Origin of the sequence: Arthrobacter pascens, assembly GCF_017052465.1 — a bacterium.
Taxonomy (GTDB): domain Bacteria; phylum Actinomycetota; class Actinomycetes; order Actinomycetales; family Micrococcaceae; genus Arthrobacter; species Arthrobacter pascens.
In genome coordinates, this window is sequence record NZ_JAFHKT010000134.1 from 143,444 (window position 1) to 162,676 (window position 19,233).

At 67.5% G+C, this 19,233-nt stretch carries 15 protein-coding genes; 6 read left to right on the top strand and 9 right to left on the bottom strand.

Annotated elements, in window-relative coordinates; translation table 11 throughout:
• Positions 1 to 85: 85 nt before the first annotated feature.
• The 5 genes from gcl (at position 86) to bcp (ending at position 5,722) form a co-directional block, all read left to right on the top strand.
• Positions 86 to 1,864 (top strand): glyoxylate carboligase, encoded by a 1,779-nt coding sequence (gene gcl / locus JYA52_RS10480; RefSeq protein ID WP_205653115.1) that lies wholly within the window; start codon positions 86 to 88, stop codon positions 1,862 to 1,864.
• Between the two features lie 30 nt (positions 1,865 to 1,894).
• The gene (locus JYA52_RS10485; protein ID WP_205653116.1) at positions 1,895 to 3,076 is read left to right on the top strand and encodes a glycerate kinase; all 1,182 of its coding nucleotides are present in this window, start codon (positions 1,895 to 1,897) and stop codon (positions 3,074 to 3,076) included.
• Positions 3,069 to 4,412 carry an allantoinase AllB gene (allB, locus tag JYA52_RS10490; RefSeq protein WP_205653117.1) on the top strand — a complete coding sequence of 448 codons (1,344 nt, stop codon included), beginning with the start codon at positions 3,069 to 3,071 and terminating at the stop codon, positions 4,410 to 4,412. The genes JYA52_RS10485 and allB overlap by 8 nt, the downstream gene beginning before the upstream one ends.
• 11 nt (positions 4,413 to 4,423) lie before the next feature.
• Positions 4,424 to 5,125 (top strand): winged helix-turn-helix domain-containing protein, encoded by a 702-nt coding sequence (locus JYA52_RS10495; RefSeq protein ID WP_205653118.1) that lies wholly within the window; start codon positions 4,424 to 4,426, stop codon positions 5,123 to 5,125.
• A gap of 117 nt (positions 5,126 to 5,242) precedes the next feature.
• The gene (gene bcp / locus JYA52_RS10500; protein WP_205653119.1) at positions 5,243 to 5,722 is read left to right on the top strand and encodes a thioredoxin-dependent thiol peroxidase; all 480 of its coding nucleotides are present in this window, start codon (positions 5,243 to 5,245) and stop codon (positions 5,720 to 5,722) included.
• A gap of 172 nt (positions 5,723 to 5,894) precedes the next feature.
• On the opposite strand, the gene JYA52_RS10505 is transcribed toward bcp, so the two are convergent.
• Together JYA52_RS10505 and JYA52_RS10510 are read right to left on the bottom strand one after the other, a co-directional pair.
• The gene (locus JYA52_RS10505; protein WP_205653120.1) at positions 5,895 to 6,875 is read right to left on the bottom strand and encodes a polysaccharide deacetylase family protein; all 981 of its coding nucleotides are present in this window, start codon (positions 6,873 to 6,875) and stop codon (positions 5,895 to 5,897) included.
• A gap of 15 nt (positions 6,876 to 6,890) precedes the next feature.
• Positions 6,891 to 8,408 (bottom strand): purine-cytosine permease family protein, encoded by a 1,518-nt coding sequence (locus JYA52_RS10510; protein ID WP_240460179.1) that lies wholly within the window; start codon positions 8,406 to 8,408, stop codon positions 6,891 to 6,893.
• A gap of 106 nt (positions 8,409 to 8,514) precedes the next feature.
• Here JYA52_RS10510 and JYA52_RS10515 point away from each other — a divergent pair, with 106 nt between their 5' ends.
• Positions 8,515 to 10,098: a PucR family transcriptional regulator gene (locus JYA52_RS10515; RefSeq protein WP_205653121.1), complete on the top strand. Its 1,584-nt coding sequence runs from the start codon at positions 8,515 to 8,517 to the stop codon at positions 10,096 to 10,098.
• Positions 10,099 to 10,281: 183 nt separating this feature from the next.
• Here the strand turns inward: JYA52_RS10515 and purU are convergent, their stop codons facing one another.
• The 7 genes from purU to glyA are packed head-to-tail and all read right to left on the bottom strand — an operon-like array spanning position 10,282 to position 19,162.
• Complete coding sequence (gene purU, locus JYA52_RS10520; RefSeq protein ID WP_205653122.1) at positions 10,282 to 11,178, bottom strand: formyltetrahydrofolate deformylase; 897 nt, start codon at positions 11,176 to 11,178, stop codon at positions 10,282 to 10,284.
• Positions 11,179 to 11,181: 3 nt separating this feature from the next.
• Complete coding sequence (locus tag JYA52_RS10525; protein WP_205653123.1) at positions 11,182 to 12,555, bottom strand: L-serine ammonia-lyase; 1,374 nt, start codon at positions 12,553 to 12,555, stop codon at positions 11,182 to 11,184.
• Complete coding sequence (locus tag JYA52_RS10530) at positions 12,555 to 13,190, bottom strand: sarcosine oxidase subunit gamma (RefSeq protein ID WP_205653124.1); 636 nt, start codon at positions 13,188 to 13,190, stop codon at positions 12,555 to 12,557. Before JYA52_RS10530 ends, JYA52_RS10525 begins: the two co-directional genes overlap by 1 nt.
• The gene (locus tag JYA52_RS10535) at positions 13,183 to 16,155 is read right to left on the bottom strand and encodes a 2Fe-2S iron-sulfur cluster-binding protein (RefSeq protein ID WP_205653125.1); all 2,973 of its coding nucleotides are present in this window, start codon (positions 16,153 to 16,155) and stop codon (positions 13,183 to 13,185) included. The genes JYA52_RS10530 and JYA52_RS10535 overlap by 8 nt, the downstream gene beginning before the upstream one ends.
• Positions 16,152 to 16,553, bottom strand: a complete 402-nt coding sequence (locus tag JYA52_RS10540; protein WP_205653126.1) for a sarcosine oxidase subunit delta — start codon at positions 16,551 to 16,553, stop codon at positions 16,152 to 16,154. Before JYA52_RS10540 ends, JYA52_RS10535 begins: the two co-directional genes overlap by 4 nt.
• A gap of 27 nt (positions 16,554 to 16,580) precedes the next feature.
• A complete protein-coding gene (locus JYA52_RS10545; RefSeq protein WP_205653127.1) occupies positions 16,581 to 17,801 on the bottom strand; it encodes a sarcosine oxidase subunit beta family protein in 1,221 nt (406 codons plus the stop codon).
• Positions 17,798 to 19,162, bottom strand: coding sequence for a serine hydroxymethyltransferase (gene glyA, locus JYA52_RS10550; protein WP_205653128.1), 1,365 nt, complete (start codon positions 19,160 to 19,162; stop codon positions 17,798 to 17,800). The genes JYA52_RS10545 and glyA overlap by 4 nt, the downstream gene beginning before the upstream one ends.
• Between the last annotated feature and the right edge of the window lie 71 nt (positions 19,163 to 19,233).

Below are 19,233 nucleotides of genomic sequence, written 5' to 3' on the forward strand. Positions count from 1 at the left end.
CGGGGCCTTCCTTCAGCACACCCTGTTTCAGGGTTTCGACAAGCTCAACCACCGAGCACAACCACAGACTTTCAAGGAGCACACCATGACGAAGATGCGCACTGTTGACGCAGCCGTCGCCATCCTGGAAAAGGAGGGCGCCACCGAGGCGTTCGGCCTGCCAGGCGCGGCAATCAACCCCTTCTATTCCGCAATGCGGGCCCACGGCGGCATCCGCCACACGCTGGCCCGCCACGTTGAAGGCGCCAGCCACATGGCGGACGGCTACTCCCGTGCCGCCGACGGCAACATCGGCATCTGCATCGGCACGTCCGGTCCTGCCGGCACCGACATGATCACCGGCCTATACGCCGCGTGGGCCGATTCCATCCCGATGCTCTGCATCACCGGCCAGGCCCCCGTGGCCAAGCTGCACAAGGAAGACTTCCAGGCCGTGGACATCGAGTCCATCGCCAAGCCGGTCACCAAGATGGCCATGACTATCCTGGAGCCCGGCCAGGTTCCGGGCGCCTTCCAGAAGGCGTTCCAGCTGATGCGCTCCGGCCGCCCGGGCCCCGTGCTGCTGGACCTGCCCATCGACGTGCAGATGGCCGAGATCGAATTCGACATCGACACCTACGAGCCCCTGCCCATCGAGAAGCCCAAGGCCAGCCGCAAGCAGCTGGAAAAGGCCCTGGACATGCTGACCGCCGCCCAGCACCCGCTGATCGTGGCCGGCGGCGGCATCATCAACGCCGGAGCCTCCGCGCAGCTGGTGGAACTGGCCGAACTGCTGAACGTTCCCGTCATCCCCACCCTGATGGGCTGGGGCGCGATCGCGGACGACCACCCGCTGATGGCCGGCATGGTGGGCCTGCAGACCTCGCACCGCTACGGCAACGAGAACTACCTGCAGAGCGACTTCGTGATCGGCATCGGCAACCGCTGGGCCAACCGCCACACCGGCGGCCTGGACACCTACACCGCGGGCCGCAAATTCGTGCACATCGACATCGAGCCCACCCAGATCGGCCGCGTGTTCTCCCCGGACTTCGGCATCGCTTCCGACGCCGGTGCCGCCTTGGACGGTCTGCTGGAACTGGCCCGCGAACGCCGCGACGCCGGGACCCTGCCGGACTACTCCGCGTGGGTTGCCGAGTGCGCCGGGCGCAAGGCCACGCTGCACCGCAAGACGCACTTCGACAACATCCCCATCAAGCCGCAGCGCGTGTACGAGGAGATGAACAAGTCCTTCGGCAGGGACACCACCTACGTGTCCACCATCGGCCTGTCCCAGATCGCCGGCGCCCAGATGCTGCACGTCTTCGGTCCGCGCAAATGGATCAACGCCGGCCAGGCCGGCCCGCTGGGCTGGACCGCACCGGCAGCGCTGGGCGTGGTGCGCGGCAAGCCGGACGAGACCGTGGTTGCCCTGTCCGGCGACTATGACTTCCAGTTCATGATCGAGGAGCTGGCCGTGGGCGCGCAGTTCAACCTGCCGTACATCCACGTGGTGGTGAACAACTCCTACCTGGGCCTGATCCGCCAGTCGCAGCGCGGGTTCAAGATGGAGCAGAACGTTTCCCTGGCGTTCGAGAACATCAACTCCCCGGAAACAAACGGCTACGGCGTGGACCACATCAAGGTGGCCGAAGGCCTGGGCTGCAAGGCCATCCGTGTCCAGGACCCCAACGACATGGGCGCTGCCTTCGACAAGGCCAAGGCCTTGGCCGGCGAGTTCCAGGTTCCCGTGGTGGTTGAAGTGATCCTGGAGAAGATCACCAACATCTCCATGGGCACCGAGATCAACGCCGTCAACGAATTCGAGGAGCTGGCCGAGACCGCGGCCGACGCCCCGACCGCAATCCTCGCCCTGCAGCCCTAAGCCGCAGCGCCAGAAAGAACAGGCACCGCCATGCGCATAGTGATCGCGCCGGACAAGTTCAAGGGCTCGCTCTCCGCCCCGGACGTCGCCCGGCACCTGGAGACGGGGCTGCAGTCGGCTGCCGGCCACAACCTGGAAGTCCTCCGGATTCCGGTGGCCGACGGCGGCGAAGGCACCCTCGATGCCGCCGTCGGCTCCGGCTTCACCCGCCGGAGCGCCGTTGTCAGCGGCCCCACCGGGCAGCCGCTCACGGCGGAGTTCGCGGTCCGCGGGCGGGAGGCCGTCATCGAGATGGCGGCTGCTTCCGGCCTGGCCGTTCTGCCCGGCGGCCCCGACTCGGCCACTGCCAAGGCAGCCACGAGCCTGGGCACCGGCGAACTCATCCGGGCAGCGCTCGACGCTGGGTGCCGGCACATCATTCTGGGCGTCGGCGGCAGTGCCAACACCGACGGCGGCGCCGGGATCCTGCAGGGACTGGGCGCCAGGCTCCTCGACGCCGACGGCGGGGACCTGCCTCCCGGCGGCGCCGCCCTGGCGGACCTGGCGGGCATCGACTTCTCCGGCTTCGATTCCCGCCTGGACGATGCCCGCTTCATCCTCGCCAGCGACGTAGACAACCCGCTGCTCGGCCCGGACGGAGCACCCGCGATCTTCGGCCCGCAGAAGGGCGCCACGCCCGCGGACGTCCGGAAGCTCGACGGCGCCCTGTCCAACTTCGTGCAGGTCCTGGCCAGCGAAATCGGCCCCCGCGCGCTGAAAGCCGCCGGCGCACCTGGCGCCGGGGCGGCCGGCGGCGTCGGCTACGCGGCCATCGCGGTCCTGGCCGCGACGCGCAGGCCGGGCATCGACGTCGTCCTTGAATTCACCCGACTGGCCGACCGCCTGGAAGGCGCCGACCTCGTCATCACGGGCGAAGGCAGCCTGGACGAGCAGAGCCTGCTGGGCAAGACGCCCGTGGGCGTGGCCCGCGCCGCCGCCGCGGCCGGCGTCCCGGTGGTGGCCGTCTGCGGCCGCACCACCCTCACCCCGCAGCAGCAGCGGGAATCCGGCTTCCGGCAGGTCTACCCCCTGACCTCGCTGGAGTCCAAGGTAGAAGTATGTATAGCCGAGGCAGGACCTCTGCTTGAAGAATTGGGAAAGCAGATTTGCCGTGAGCTGGCGGACCCCACGCCCGCCGCCCATGCCAGCACAAAGGAGCCCCTGAATGTCTGAAGAACAATTTGACCTGGTCATCCGGGGCCAGCGCATCCTCACCACTGCCGGCATCGCCGCGCGTGAAGTGGGTGTGCGCGCCGGCAAGATCGTCGCGATCGAGCCGCTCGGCAACGGACTGTCCGGCGCCGAAGTGATCGAACTCGGCGACGACGAGACCCTCATTCCCGGCCTGGTGGACACCCACGTCCACGTCAACGAGCCCGGCCGCACCGAGTGGGAGGGCTTCGCGTCCGCCACCCGCGCCGCCGCGGCCGGCGGCGTCACCACCATCATCGACATGCCGCTGAACTCCATCCCGCCCACCACCAACGTGGACGGCCTGAAGCTCAAGCGTGAAGTGGCCGAGGACCAGGCGTTCGTTGACGTCGGGTTCTGGGGCGGCGCCATCCCCGGCAACAAGGCCGACCTGCGCCCGCTGCACGACGAGGGCGTGTTCGGCTTCAAGTGCTTCCTGCTGCACTCCGGCGTTGACGAGTTCCCGCACCTGGACGCGGATGAGATGGAGGAGGACATGGCCGAGCTCAAGTCCTTCGACTCGCTCATGATCGTCCACGCCGAGGACTCCCACGCGATCGACCACGCCCCGCACCCGGGCGGCGACCACTACTCCACGTTCCTGGCCTCCCGCCCCCGCGGCGCCGAAAACAAGGCCATCGCCGAGGTCATCGAACGTGCCCGCTGGACCGGCGCCCGCGCCCACATCCTGCACCTGTCCTCCTCCGACGCGCTGCCGATGATCGCCTCCGCCAAGCGCGACGGCGTCCACCTCACCGTGGAGACGTGCCCGCACTACCTCACGCTGATGGCCGAGGAAATCCCCAACGGCGCCACCGCGTACAAATGCTGCCCGCCCATCCGCGAAGCGTCCAACCGCGAGCTGCTCTGGAAGGGACTGCAGGACGGCACCATCGACTGCATCGTCTCGGACCACTCCCCCTCGACGCTTGACCTGAAGGACCTGGAAAACGGCGACTTTGCCGTGGCCTGGGGCGGCGTCTCCTCGCTGCAGCTGGGCCTGTCACTGATCTGGACCGAGGCCCGGCACCGCGGCATCCCGCTGGAGCAGGTGGTGTCCTGGATGGCCGAGAAGCCCGCCGGCCTGGCACGCCTTTCCAACAAGGGCCAGCTGGCTCTCGGGTACGACGCCGACTTCTCCGTCTTCGCGCCGGACGAGGCCTTCGTGGTGGACGTCTCCAAGCTCAAGCACAAGAACCCGATTACCCCCTACGACGGCAAGGCGCTTTCCGGAGTGGTCCGGAAGACCTTCCTGCGCGGCAGCGTGGTGGACGGACAGACTCCCGGCGGCAAACTGCTCCGCCGCGGCGGCGTCTGAGGCATCCTGCCATGGCTGTTCATGCCCACACGCCCGCTCCGCGGGGACGGTGTGCGCCGTCCCTGAAGGCGCCGTCCCTTAAGGCGCGGGGCCTGGCCGTTTGGGTGACCGTCGGGGCAGGGCAGGAAATAGATCAGGCCGTGCTGGCGCGCGCCGCCGAACTCGTGCTGGCGCGCGCCTTAAAAATTGCTCCGCAGGCGGAAGTCCACTGGCCCGCCACCGGGGCTGCAACGTCCGACGTCGGGGGCTCCCCCGCCGGGACGCCCCCTGGGGAGGGGGCACCGGCCGGGCCCGACGGCGGCACTCCCGCGCCGTCGTCGTCCTCTCCGGAGGACTCCCCGCACATGGACGACGACGGCGCCTCCCCTCTGCCGCCGACGCCCGGCCCCGTCAGCCGGGTCGCCGTGGACCTCGCCAAGGGCGAGGTGCTGCTGGACGGTAAAGCTGTGTCACTTACCGGCGTCGAATTCACGCTCTTGCGCTACCTCGTGGAGAATTGTTCCCGAACGATCAGCCGTGAGGAACTGCAGCATTTCCTGGAGCGGTTCGACAACCCCGGCGCTGCGCCCCGCTCGATCGACGTATATGTCGGGCGGGTGCGGCGGAAGCTGCGTGGCGGCCGTCACGCGATCGCCACCGTCCGCGGAGGCGGCTACCGGTTCGTTCCCGGCCCGGCCGCAACCGTGCGCGGACCGGCGGAATACAGCATCTAGCGGGGCTGTTATCCACTTCAGCATTGTTGTCCGACCAGCTTTGTACCGCACAGCCTTGTATTGCACAGCTTTGTACTACGCAGCTTTGTACTGCACGATCCATCCGAAGGAAAAGCCATGAGCACCTACCTGACCACGAAGCTCCAGCCCGGAACCCAGGCGCCTGACTTCACCCTGCCGGACGCCGAAGGCAAGCACACCAGGCTGGCCGACTACCGCGGCAAGAACGTCATCGTCTACTTCTACCCCGAGGCGGCCACCCCCGGCTGCACCACCGAAGCCTGCGACTTCCGCGACAACCTGGCATCCCTGCAGGGCTCCGGCTACGAAGTCCTCGGCGTCTCCCCTGACGCCCCGGAGAAGCTGGCGAACTTCACCGGCGACTTCTCGCTGACCTTCCCCCTGCTGGCCGACGAGGACCACTCCGTGGCCCTCTCCTACGGCGCCTGGGGCGAAAAGCTCGTCGACGGCGAGGTCCGCGAGGGCATCGTCCGCTCCACCGTTGTCCTGGACCCCGAAGGCAAGGTCAAGCTCGCCCAGTACCAGGTCAAGGCCCAGGGCCACGTCCAGGCGCTGAAGGAAGCCCTCGGCGTCTAAACCCGACGCTCCCTCACCTCTCGCAAGTTTGGACCCGACGCTCCCTCACTTCTCGCAAGTTTGGACCCGACGCTCCCTCACCTCTCGCAACCAAAAGCGAGACGCTCCCTCACTTCATCAAGTGAGGGAGCGTCTCGCCTTAAGCGGTAGAAAAGTGAGGGGGCGTCGGGCGTTAGGGGACCGTCGTCGTCGATTGAAGTGGGTCGGCGGGCAGTTGCGGTTGGCGGACCTGCGCCGGGGTGAAGCGGGCGCCGGCGTCGGGGAAACCGGGAACCTCAATGCGGGCATGGGTGTGGACCTCCGTGACCGTGTCCCGCGTGTGCTCCGCGATCTTGGCAAGGGTTGTGACCCACATGCCGTCCATGTTCTTGACCCGGCTGATCAGCTGCTCAAGGGCCACGGCCTTCGAGGGCCGGCCGGAGATGAATGGGTGGTTGGTCAGCACGAAGCAGCTCCCGGCGGCATGGTGCGCTTCGGCTTCAAGTGTCCACATCTCCAGCACCTTGGCGGGGCTTTCGATCACGCCGCTGCCGGTAACCCCGGGGTAGAAAGCGTACTGCTCCCAGTCGTCCAGTGCCCAGTCGACCGGGATCTCCACGAGATCCCTGGAGTCACCCTCGGCGACGCTGAAGCGGTACGGCGCATCGCCGTCGAGCAGGCTCGAATCATAGAGGAAGCCGCGGTCCGCCAGCAACGCGGGCGAGTGCCAGTTCAGCTCCCACCAGGGCGCACGGTAGCCGACCGGCCTCACGCCCGCGACCTTGGCCAGCGCTTCCAGCCCCCGGTCGATGTATCGCGCCTCGGTGGCGGCATCGATGCCCTGCATCGGTTCATGGAGGTAGCCGTGGTGGGCGATTTCATGGCCGGCGTCCACGATCCGGCGCACGACGTCGGGGTAGCTTTCCGCGGTGAATCCGGGGATGAAGAAGGTGGCCTGGATGTCCTGGCGCTGCAGGATCTGCAGCAGCCGCGGCACCGCGACCTTGGGCCCATACGACTGGTGGGTCATGAGGGACATGCGGCGCGTGCTGGTGGGGTCGTGGGCGATGGTGCAGGATTCGGCATCGACGTCGAAGGTGAAGGACGCGGCTGCCCTGTAGCCTTCGGGCCACGTGATGGGGTGGGCGGAGTCCGGGAATGCGGGGAATTCCATGGGCCGGGTTCCTTTCTAGAGGGAGACTGCGGGTGTTGTCGGACGGTCCGCCGTCACCGGGACAGCTGCCGGCTGTGATCCGGCGCCGGCCAGAAATTTGCGGTGCATCCGGGGGCCAAGAACCGCGTAGCTCGCGGCGCTGCTGAGGCCGCCGGCGAGCCAGGACAGGTCCCAGCCGCCCAGGGCCACGGCGATGGGGCCCTGCATTGCCGGGACCAGCCCGTACATGAACAGCCAGGTGGCGAAAATGCCGACCAGCAGGGACACGATGCCGGCCCAGTTGATGCCGGGGAGCCGCTTGGTGCCCACAGCGTCGAACAGCCGTGATGCGTCACCGGGCCAGCGCTTCTCGATCCAGAAGTAGTGCACCAGCATGACGCCGCCCCACGCAGCCACCCAGGCCACGAGGCCGATCAGCCAGGCGTCGAGTACTGCGGCGAAGTCCTCCTGGAAGATGAAGAAGACGACGGCGGCGAGCGAGAATACGCCGACGAACAGGTTCAGCTTGTGGCGGCTGATGGAAATGTCGAGGGCCTGCGTGGCGACCGAGAAGGTGTAAATGTTCAGGATGTTGGTGGCGATGGGGCCATGCAGGACCATCAGCAGCACGGGAAGGGCGAGGACGCCGAAGTTCTGGACGATGAGTTTTCCGGGGTCGATTTCGCCGCTGTTCGTGGCGAGGCTGGCGCCCAGGATTCCCAGCCAGACGACGGGAATGAACTGGCCCAGGACCGATGCCAGGTAGACCCTGCGCTTCGGGACCTCGGTGCTGACGAAACGCGAGTAGTCGGCGGCGTAGGTGAACCACGTGATGCCCCAGCCGATGCCGATGGCGGTCATGACGGCGCTCATCGCGGCGATCCGCTCCGAGCCTTCGAGGATGTTGCCGGCAGGTCCGGCGTAGGACCAGTTGATCTTCATGCCGAACCAGGCGACGGCGGACATCACCGCGAGGATGATGATGGTGGGCGGCACGGTCCACTTCTCAAAGGCTGCAATGGCCTTGTACCCGAACCAGGCGATGGCCACCTGTGCGGCCATGATGGCGGTGGCGACGCCGATCTTCGCGCCGTAGTTGTGGGCCGCCGGATCCACCCATCCGAGGGTTCCGAAGAGCGCCATCACCAGATCCAGGATGATCCAGGTGTTGACGGCGCACCAGCCGATCACGAGCAATGCCTGGATGGCGGCCGGCAGGTAGTTGCCGCGCCGTCCGAATGCCGCGCGGGCCAGGACCATGCCCGTAGCCCCGGTCTTCTGGCCAAGCAGGACAAAACATCCGAACAGCAGCATTCCGATGAGGTTCCCCAAGACCAGCACGGTGACGGTGTCCGCAAAGCCGAGTCCGAGGTGGATGCCGAGGGCTCCGAGAACCCAGTTGATAGGCGCCAGGTTGGCTCCGGCCCAGATCCAGAACTGGCCCGAGACCTTTCGTGTTCGCTGTGATTCGGGGATGGGCTGCAGCCAGGCTTCGACGTCTTTGTCGGCAACTGGCCCCGGTCCGGCCGGGACTGCAGTGGGGTTGTTGTGCATGTGGGCCTCCGTGGTGGAATGGAACACTTTCAGGTTATGTGCGCCAGACCACACCCAACAAGATACGATATGTACATCAAAACTCTTCTCTGCATTACGGAGCGTCATGCCAATCTTGCTTAGCGAGGTGCTGAAACACCCCACTCTCACCGCGGCTGATCCCGTGATCCGTGCCGGCGCCGCGGCAGCCGCAGGGACGCAGCTGCGGTGGGTCCACTCGAGCGAGGTTCTGGACATTGCGCCGTTGCTCAGCGGTGGCGAACTCCTTCTTACCGGCGGCGATGCGTTGGTTGCGGCATCGGACGCGCGCCGCGTGGACTACGTCCGCCAGCTGGCCGGCCGTGGCGTTGGCGCCCTCGCCGTCGAAAGCGGGCAGACCCTGCCCTCAATTCCGTCCTCGATGGTCCGGGCCGCGGAAGAAGCGGGGCTGCCCCTCATCGAATTCCGCAAAGTGGTGCCGTTCGTGGGCATCATGCAGGCCATCAATTCGATGCTGGTCAGCGAATCGGTGGCACACCTGCGCCGCGCCGACGAGGCCAGCCACACCATGGCGGTGGAGCTGGCCCATGGAAGCAACCTTGACCGGATTCTTGCCGTCCTGGCCGGCATCATTGAAGCGGCCCTTGAGCTCTCCACGGTGTCCGGCGTGACGCTGGGCAGTGCGGTGCCCGCTGGTGGAACCTTAATTCCGGCAGACGGGGCCGGCACCGACGAACCGCGCGGGAACACGGCCGGGCCAGGGGGCGGTGCGGAAAGCGACGGGTCGCTGATTAATATTGACGTGCCCGTCCGGGGAGTGCCCTCGGCGAGACTGGCCATCACCGTCCCTGCCCATGGCGACGTGAACCTGGCGCGCGTTGCGGGAGGCCGCTGCGTTGACATCCTGTCGCTGGCGCTGCTGCAGCGGATGCCGCCCGGGCTGAAGGAAGTGGCCGGCACGGCCCTGCTGCGGGCGGTCAGCTCCGGCAGCCAGCCATGGCGCCTTCAACAGCTCGCGCCTGCCGCCGGGATCCCGACCGCGGCAACGGTCGTGGCGGTGGTGGTCCGGACGTCCACCTCGCAGCAATTGCGGGCCGCCATGGACAAGATCCTGAAGAAGTCGGCCCAGCAGAGCGCCAGCTACGTGGACAACTCTGAGCTCCTCGCCCTGGCAGCCCTTCCTGCCGACCGGGAAGTCTCCGCCCGCGCCGGCCTCGTGGCTGCCTTGCGCGAGCTGCCCGTTGAGCCAGGAACCATGACGGCGGTGGGCCCGCTCGCGGCCGGGATCGGGAAGGCGCCCTGGTCACTGACGGAGGCCAAATGCGCTTTGGACCTCGCAGCCGGCGGATCACTGCGCGCGGCGGAACGGCCGACGTCGGACATGGCAGGGCTGGTGGTCGACGTCGAAGAACTCGCCGTGGAGCGGCTGGCGGCGCAGCACCTGGACCAGGCGGCACGGCAGGATTATGTGCGCCAGCAACTGGGCCCCGTGCTGGAGCACGACGAGCGCCGGAACTCCCAACTGCTGGTTACTCTGGCAGTCTGGCTCGACTCCGGCTGCAACACTGCCCAGGCTGCCAGGGAACTGCACGTGGAGCGGCAGTCGATGCATCACCGCCTGCAGCGGATCTTCGAACTGTGCGGCGGGGATCCACGGGGAACGGGCAGGCTCGCGGCACTGCATCTGGCAACACGCCTTGCCGCCTTATAGCTATTTCGGGAAAGTTAGGACGCTCCCTCACTTCCCGCAGGAAAAACCGGAACGCTCCCTCACCAAGTGAGGGAGCGTTCCGGCCAAAGCGGCACCAAGTGAGGGAGCGTCCCGGCCAAAGCGGCAGCAAGTGAGGGAGCGTCCCGGCCAAAGCGGCAGCAAGTGAGGGAGCGTCGGTAGGGGCTACCGCAGCACCACTGTCCTGTTGCCGTGTAGGATCACCCGGCCCTCGCAGTGCCAGCGGACGGCGTTGCTGAGGGCCTTGCACTCGGTGTCGCGGCCGGCGGCCACCAGGTCCTCGGGACCGTAGGTGTGGTCCACGTCCACCACCTGCTGCGAGATGATGGGCCCCTCGTCGAGCTCGGCATTGACGTAGTGCGCGGTGGCGCCCACGGTCTTCACGCCGCGGGCGTAGGCCTGGTGGTACGGCTTGGCACCCTTGAAGCTCGGCAGGAACGAGTGGTGGATGTTGATGGCCCGCCCCTCCAGCTTTCGGGTGAGGCCGTCGCTGAGGACCTGCATGTAGCGCGCCAGCACCACGAGCTCCACGTCGAGCTCGTCCACGAGTTCCAGCAGCCGCGCCTCCGCCTCGGGCTTGGTGTCCGCCGTGACGGGCACGTGGAAGAACGGGATGCCGTGCCACTCCACGAGCGTCTGGTGGTCGGTGTGGTTGGAGACCACGGCCACCACGTCCACGGGGAGTTCGCCGATCCTGGCGCGGAACAGCAGGTCGTTGAGGCAGTGCCCGAACTTGGAGACCATGATCAGGACGCGGCGTTTGGCGCCGTGCGGCTCCAGCCGCCAGCGCATCCCGAAGCGTTCGGCCACCGGGGCAAAAGCGGCACGCAGGGTGTCCGCGGTGGAGGCATCGCCGTCGGACGCAAAGTGCACCCGCATGAAGAAGTGCCCTTCGGAGCGTTCGCCGAACTGCTGGTTGTCGATGATGTCGCAGCCGTGTTCCAGCAGGAAGCCGGAGACGGCGTGGACGATGCCCGGCGACTCCCGGCAGTCGAGTGTGAGGACGTGCTCCACGGTGGTCGCGGGCACGGCAGGGACAGTTTCAGGCGCAGTGGCAGTCATGGCTCAGCACTCGATCACATTCACGGCGAGGCCCCCGCGGGACGTCTCCTTGTATTTGGTTTTCATGTCAGCTCCTGTCTCGCGCATGGTTTTGATGGCTTTGTCCAGCGACACCTTGTGGCTGCCGTCACCGTGCAGCGCCAACCGCGCGGCGTTGATGGCCTTCACACTGGCGATGGCGTTCCGCTCGATGCACGGGATCTGCACCAGGCCGCCCACGGGGTCGCAGGTGAGCCCGAGGTTGTGTTCGATCCCCACTTCGGCGGCGTTTTCCACCTGTTCAGGGGTGCCGCCCAGCACCTCGCACAGCCCGGCGGCCGCCATGGAGCAGGCCGAGCCCACCTCGCCCTGGCAGCCCACTTCCGCGCCGGAGATGGAGGCATTGATTTTGAAGAGAATCCCGACGGCGGCCGCCGCCAGCAGGAAGCGCACCACACCGTCGTCGTCGGCTCCCGGAACAAACTTCGCGTAGTAGTGCAGCACCGCCGGGACGATTCCGGCCGCGCCGTTGGTGGGGGCGGTGACGATGCGGCCGCCGGCCGCATTTTCCTCGTTGACGGCCAGCGCGTAGAGGTTCACCCACTCCATGGCCCGCAGGGGATCGGTCACGCCGGTGTCCGCGGTCAGCGTGCGGAAGAGCGACGGCGCCCGCCGCCTCACCTTCAGCCCGCCCGGCAGGATGCCTTCCGCGGCGCAGCCGTTGTCCACGCATTCGCGCATGACGGCCCACAGCTTCAGCAGCTCCTCGCGGAGTTCCGCTTCGCTGCGCCACACCAGTTCGTTGGCGAGCATCACGTCGGAGATGGACATGCCTTCGCGGCGGCAGATCTCCAGGAGTTCGTCGGCCGTGGTGAAGGGGTACGGCAGCGGGGTCTCGTCGGCCACCACCTGGGCGTCGGGGCCGGCGTCGCCGTCAACGACGAAGCCGCCGCCGATCGAGTAGAAGCTTCGTTCGCTGAGGACAGCCCCGGAGTGGTCCAGGGCCCGGAAGGTCATGCCGTTCGGGTGTGCCGGCAACGATTTGCGGCGGTGCAGCACCACGTCCTCGTCCCAGTTGAAGTCCACCCGGTGGTCACCGCTGATCCGGAGTTCGGCGTCCAGTGCGGCGGCCGCCACCTGGTCGTCGGCGGTGGATGTGTCCACGGTTTCCGGCTCCAGGCCCTGGAGACCGAGCACCACGGCCTTGTCCGAGCCGTGGCCGCGGCCGGTGGCGCCGAGTGATCCGAACAGTTCAGCCTGGACGCGGGTGGTGGAGCTCAGGAGTCCGCTGCCCTTCAGCCCGTCCGCGAACAGCTTCGCCGCCCGCATCGGGCCGACCGTGTGTGACGACGACGGCCCGATGCCAACGGAAAACAGGTCAAGCGCGCTGAGCGCCATCAGGGCACCTCGGGCGAAGCGAACTCCCTCATGGCGTCCAGGAGCCACCGGCCCAGGTAGTCCGCGAACGAGGCGCGGGGGAACAGCCGGAAGCTGTCATCCCCTGTCTTCAGCAGCACGACGGGGATGTTGCCCACTTCGGTGTTGAGGGCGGTTCCCGGTGTGAAGCTGCGCGGGTGCAGGTCCAGGGAGCAGCCCTTTTCCAGCACCGCCCGTGCCCGCGGGCCGGACAGCTCGAACGTGGTGCGGTTGGCGGAGAGGTCCACCACCTGGCCGGGGGCATCGCCCAAGGCTGCCGTGAGCGAGCCGATGAGGTCCCCGCCCAGGGAGTCGTGCGCCTCTTCCGGAGCCACGACGAGGAACTCCTGCGGTCCCAGCCAGAGGACGGTGACGCGGTCCGTGCCGGCCACTTCACCGCAGCGTGCCGGCAGTCCCCCGGCGACGGACGCGATGCGTGCCCCTTCCTCGGAGCGGGGGTCCACGCGGACCCCGGCCATGGTCTGGAACGGGCCCTCGCTCAGGGTGACCGTTCCCTCGATGGAGCCGGCCTCCATGGCCCCGGCCAGGTGGGAGGCGGGGCTGCGGCGGATGTCCCGGAGTCCATTGATGCCTGTGAGTGCTGCGGTGTTAGCCATCTTTGCGGGTCCCTTCGGGGTCAAAAAGTACGGTTTCTGCGACAACAACGTCGACCAGCTGGTCGCCGGCGGCGGCCACGAGGGTCTCCCCGATGCGGTTGCGGCCGTTCTTGATCAGCGCCAGCCCGAACGACCTGCCGAGGGCGGCGCTGTGGTAGCTCGAGGTCACGAAGCCCTGCATGGGCACGGGGCCGTACGCCGTTTTCACCGGGATGCCCTTTTCCACCAGCTGGGTGCCCTCCGGCAACCGGAGCGAACCGTCCACGGGCAGCACGCTGACCAGGTGCTTGCGGTCTTCGCGCTGCGCGTCCACGCGGGAGTACGAGCGCTTGCCGATGAAGTCCTTGGCCTTGGAGATGATCCATTCCATGCCGGCGTCCTGCGGGGTGACGGTGCCGTCGGTGTCCTGGCCGACGATCGGGTAGCCCTTCTCGGCGCGGAGCACGTGCATGGTCTCGGTGCCGTAGGGGGTGATGTTGAATTCGGCGCCTGCGGCGGCAACCGCTTCCCAGGTGTTCAGCCCGTACCAGGACGGCACGTTGATCTCGTAGGCCAGTTCGCCGGAGAACGAGATGCGGCAGATCCGCGCCGTCACGCCGGACGCGAGGGTGGTTTCGCGGAAGGTCATGAACGGGAACGCCTCGGCGTCCAGGCCGCCGTCGGCTGCGAGTTCGGGTGCTACCTTGGCGATCACCGCGCGGGATTTGGGCCCGACGACGGCGATGGTGCTCCACTGTTCGGTCACCGAGGTGCAGTGCACGTCCAGTTCAGGCCATTCCGTCTGCAGCCATTCCTCCAGCCAGTCGAGCACCTTCGCGGCGCCGCCTGTGGTGGTGGTCATGAAGTAGCGGTCCTCGTCGAGGCGCAGGGTCACGCCGTCGTCGAAGATCATGCCGTCGGACAGGCACATGACACCGTAGCGGGCAGATCCCGGAGCGAGCTTCTTGAACGCGTTGGTGTAGATCCGGTTGAGGAACTCACCGGCGTCCTTGCCACGGATTTCGATCTTGCCGAGGGTGGTGGCGTCCATGAATCCCACGGATTCCCGGACGGCGGCGCACTCGCGGAGCACCGCTTCTTCCATGTCCTCCCCGCCCTGCGGGTAGTACCAGGGACGCTTCCACTGCCCCACGTCTTCGAACAGCGCGCCCTGCGCAACGTGCCACGGGTGGATCGACGTGACGCGGGCGGGGTCGAACAGTTCGCCGCGCTGGCGTCCGGCCAGTGCCGCGAAGGCCACGGGGGTGAACGGCGCCCGGTACGTGGTGGTGCCGATGTCCCCGATGCCGCGGGACGCTTCGCCGGCCTGCCGGAGTGCCGCCGCGATGACGCCGATCGCGTTGACGCCCGAGGTCTTGCCCTGGTCGTTCGCGGTGCTGATGGAGGTGTAGCGCTTGATGTGCTCCACGGACCGCATGCCGGCACCGGTGGAACGCAGGACGTCGGCCACGGACTGGTCGCGCTGGAAGTCGACGAAGTGGTGGTGCCAGTCATCCGGTGTTCCGGTCTGCCCGGGGACCAGCCACAGCTGGCGGGTGGGACCGGACGCTTTCGGCTCAGAAAGGACCAGAGGGACGACGCCTGCGTCAGATTTTTCAGGTTCGAAGCCGGCCGCGATGGCCGCCGCCGCTCCGGCGGAGATGCCCTCGGCGAGGCAGTCCTCGAGTTCGAAGCTGCCGCGGCCGGAGCCAATGGTCTGCTGGTTCGGGACCACGGTGCTCGGCACGAAGGCCGCCAGGTCCTCGTCCCAGCGCAGCTTGCCCTGCCGCTGCGAGTGCAGGTGCACCAGCGGGCTCCAGCCGCCGGAAACCGCCAGCAGGTCGCAGGCGATCTCTTCGATGCCGGAGGTGAGTTCGCCGTCGTCGTTGATGCTGCGGACAGTCACGCTGGCCAGCCGGCCGTCGGTGTCTGTTCCTGCGGCGCCGGACGCGGTGTCGGCCACCGCGCTGCCGATCAGCACGCGGGTGCCGGCTTCGACGGCGGCGGCAGCCACCGGAGTGAGGCTGGAACGGGCGTCGACGACGGCCGCCACCTTGACGCCCGCGGCCCGCAGGTCCGAGGCCAGGGCGTAGGCGCTGTCGTTGGTGGTGCCGATGACCACGCGCGATCCGGCAGCCACGGCGTAGCGGTTCAGGTAGCTGCGGACGGCGGAGGCGAGCATGATGCCGGGGCGGTCGTTGTTCTCGAACACCAGGGGCCGCTCGTGGGCGCCGGGGGCCAGGATGACCTGATTGGCACGGATGTGCCAAATACGCTGCCGGGACACGCCGGGGGCGGCGGGGCTGGACAGGTGGTCGGTGCGGTTCTGGACGGCGATGACGTAGTTGGCGTCGTAGGCGCCGAAGGCGGTGGTGCGGTTCAGCACGGTGCTTTCGGGGCCGGAGACGAGCTCGGCCTCGACGTCGGCAACCCATTCCAGGGCGGGCTTGCCCTCGATGGTCTCGGCGGCGTCGGGGGCAGTGGATCCGGACAGGAGGGACCCGCCGAGTTCGGGCTGGTCGTCCATCAGGATGACGCGGGCGCCACTGCGGACGGCTTCGCGGGCCGCGGCCAGGCCTGCGGGACCGCCACCGATCACCAGGATGTCGGTGTGGACGTACTTCTTGTCGTACTCGGCGCGGTCATCCGCCGGATCCAGCTTGCCCAGGCCGTTCAGGAAGCCGGCCTTGAGGCCGTCCACCAGGGTGACGGTAGTGGCGGGGAGCATGGACTCGGCCACGTGGCCGGGGAAGCGCGGTTCGATGCGGACCAGCGCGTTGGGCTCTTCCACCCCGGCGGCCAGGATGCCGCGGGGACGGTCCTCGTAGAGCGAGTTGCCGACGGCGACCCGGCCGTTCGCGAGCAGGGCCGAGGCGAGCGTGTCACCGGGGTGCCCGGTGAATTCCTCGCCGTCCACGGTAAAGCGCCAGGAGATGCTGCGGTCGATGCGTCCGCCGGTGCTGAGGCGCGCTTTCTGGGAGGTCACTTGGTCGCTCCTTTCGGGGCGGTGGTGGAGGCGGAGCTGGTTGCAGAGACGCTGGGGCCGGCGGTGCCGGTGGTGGTGCTGTCCGGGGCGAGGCTGGCGGTGCCGGACTCAGGTGCCGGGGCGGCCGACGCTGGCCGGGGCGTGCCCATCGGGTAGACGGCCTGGATGTCGTACGTGACCGTGTCGCGGAGCATGTTGAACCACTGGCGGCAGCCGGTGCTGTGCACCCACCGCTCGGCGAACGTGCCCTTGGTGTTTGCGCGGTAGAACAGGTACTCGGCCCATTCCCGGTCGTTGAGGTCGTTCGGGTTTTCCGGGTAGGGAACGTGGGCCTGGCCGCCGTAGTGGAATTCGGTCTCGTCGCGCGAGCCGCAGTTGGGGCAGGAGATGAGCAGCATGTGCTTCTTCTTTCTAGTGGTCGGCGGCTAGTGGGCGACGGCGGCGGCGCCGTGTTCGTCGATCAGGGCTCCGGTTTCGAAGCGCTCCAGGGCAAACGGCTTGTTGAGCTTGTGCGGAGTGCCGGTGGCAATGGTGTGCGCGAAGGTCAGGCCGGCAGCCGGGGTGCCCTTGAAGCCGCCCGTTCCCCAACCGCAGTTGACGAACATGTTCTCCACGGGGCTGAGGCCCACAATGGGCGAGGCGTCCAGCGTGGTGTCCACGATGCCGCCCCAGGTCCGGAGCACATGCGCCCGGGCAAAGATGGGGAACAGTTCGACGGCGGCGGCCATCTGGTGCTCGATCACGTGGAAGGAACCGCGCTGGCCGTAGCCGTTGTAGGAGTCAACGCCGGCACCCATGACCAGCTCGCCCTTGTGCGCCTGGGAGACGTATACGTGCACGTGGTTGGACATCACGACGGTGGGGTGGACGGGCTCGTGCAGTTCCGACACCAGTGCCTGCAGCGGGTGGGACTGGATGGGGAGCCGGAACCCTGCCATCTCGGCCAGGACCGAGCTGTGCCCGGCAGCGCACAGGCCCACCTTCTCCGTGTTGATGGTGCCGCGGTTGGTCTTGACGCCCACCACGCGGTTGCCGTCCTTGAGGAAGCCGGTGACTTCGCAGTTCTGGATGATGTCCACGCCGAGTTCGTCGCACTTGCGGGCGAAGGCCCAGGCCACGTGGTCGTGCTTGGCGATGCCTGCGCGCGGCTGGTAGGTGGCGCCCATGACGGGGTAGCGGATGTTGTCGCTGATGTTCAGGATGGGGCAGAGTTCCTTGACCTGGTCCGGCTCCAGCCATTCGGCGTCCACGCCGTTGAGCTTGTTCGCTCCGACCCGGCGGATGCTTTCGCGGACGTCGCCGAGGGTGTGGGCGAGGTTCATGACCCCGCGCTGGCTGAACAGGAAGTCGTATTCGAGCTCCTCCGGCAGGATTTCCCAGAGCTTCAGGGCGTGCTCGTAGATGGCGGCGCTCTCGTCCCAGAGGTAGTTGGAACGGATGATGGTGGTGTTGCGGGCCATGTTGCCGCCGGCCAGCCAGCCCTTTTCCAGGACGGCGATGTTGGTCATGCCGTGGTTCTTGGCCAGGAAGTAGGCCGTGGCCAGGCCGTGCCCGCCGCCGCCCACGATCACCGCGTCGTAGGAGGACTTGGGCTCGGGGTTGTGCCAGAGGAAGTCCGGGTGCTCCGGGAGCTGGTGAGTGCTCACTTGGCTGCTCCAATCATTGCTGCATCGAATTCGCTGAACGCGGCAGTCTCGGCTTCGCCGTTCAAGTGGGGGTAGAGGGGGAACTGTTCGGCGAGCGCGGTCACACGTGCACGGAGTTCGACGGCGGTCGCGTCATCAAGGGTGCCGCTGCCGTTGGTGCCGCCGCCCGCGGCGGCGATGAGCGCCGTCGCGATGATGTCCGCTACTTCGGTGAACTCCGCGGCGCCGAAGCCGCGGGTGGCCAGGGCGGGGGTGCCGACCCGGAGGCCCGAAGAGACCATCGGCGGGCGGGGGTCGAAGGGTACGGCGTTGCGGTTCACGGTGATGCCGATCCGGTGCAGCGCATCCTCGGCCTGCTGGCCGTCCAGTTCGGAGTTGCGCAGGTCCACGAGGACCAGGTGCACATCGGTGCCGCCGTTGACCACGGTGATGCCGGCTGATTCGACGTCGGGCTGAAGGAAGCGCTCGGCCAGCAGCTTGGCGCCCTGCAGGACGCGTTCCTGGCGTTCCTTGAATTCGGGGCCTGCTGCCAGCTTGAAGGCCACGGCCTTGGCGGCGATGACGTGCTCCAGCGGGCCGCCCTGCTGGCCCGGGAAAACGGCGCTGTTGATCTTCTTGGCGTACTGCTCCTTGGCGAGGATGACTCCGCCGCGCGGTCCGCCCAGGGTCTTGTGGGTGGTGGTGGTGACGACGTCGGCGTACGGCACCGGGTTGGGGTGCAGCCCGGCCGCGACCAGGCCGGCGAAGTGTGCCATGTCCACCATGAGGTAGGCGCCCACGAGGTCCGCGATCCGGCGGAACTCGGCGAAGTCGAGCTGGCGGGAGTAGGCTGACCAGCCCGCGACGATGAGCTTCGGCTTGTGCTCCAGGGCCAGTGCCTCGACTTCGGCCATATCCACGCGGAAGTCGGATTCACGGACGCGGTAGGGAACCACGTTGTAGAGCTTGCCGGAGAAGTTGATGCGCATGCCGTGGGTGAGGTGGCCGCCGTGGGCCAGGTCCAGGCCCATGATGGTGTCGCCGGGGTTCAGCAGTGCGAACATTGCCGCCGCATTGGCCTGGGCGCCGGAGTGCGGCTGGACGTTGGCGAATTCGGCGCCGAACAGGGCCTTTACGCGGTCAATGGCGAGCTGCTCGACCACATCAACGTGTTCGCAGCCGCCGTAGTAGCGCTTGCCGGGGTATCCCTCGGCGTACTTGTTGGTGAGGACCGAACCCTGGGCCTCCATGACGGCCGACGGAGCGAAGTTCTCCGAAGCGATCATTTCCAGGGTGGACTGCTGGCGCACCAGCTCGCGGTCAATTGCCTGCTGGATCTCGGGATCGACTGCGGAAAGTCGCTCGTTCAACTGCTCAACCACGGATGCTCCTTTGAAATACCTTTTTGTCTGTACTGATATATCAGTGTTGATGACAATGGTATGATTGGAAT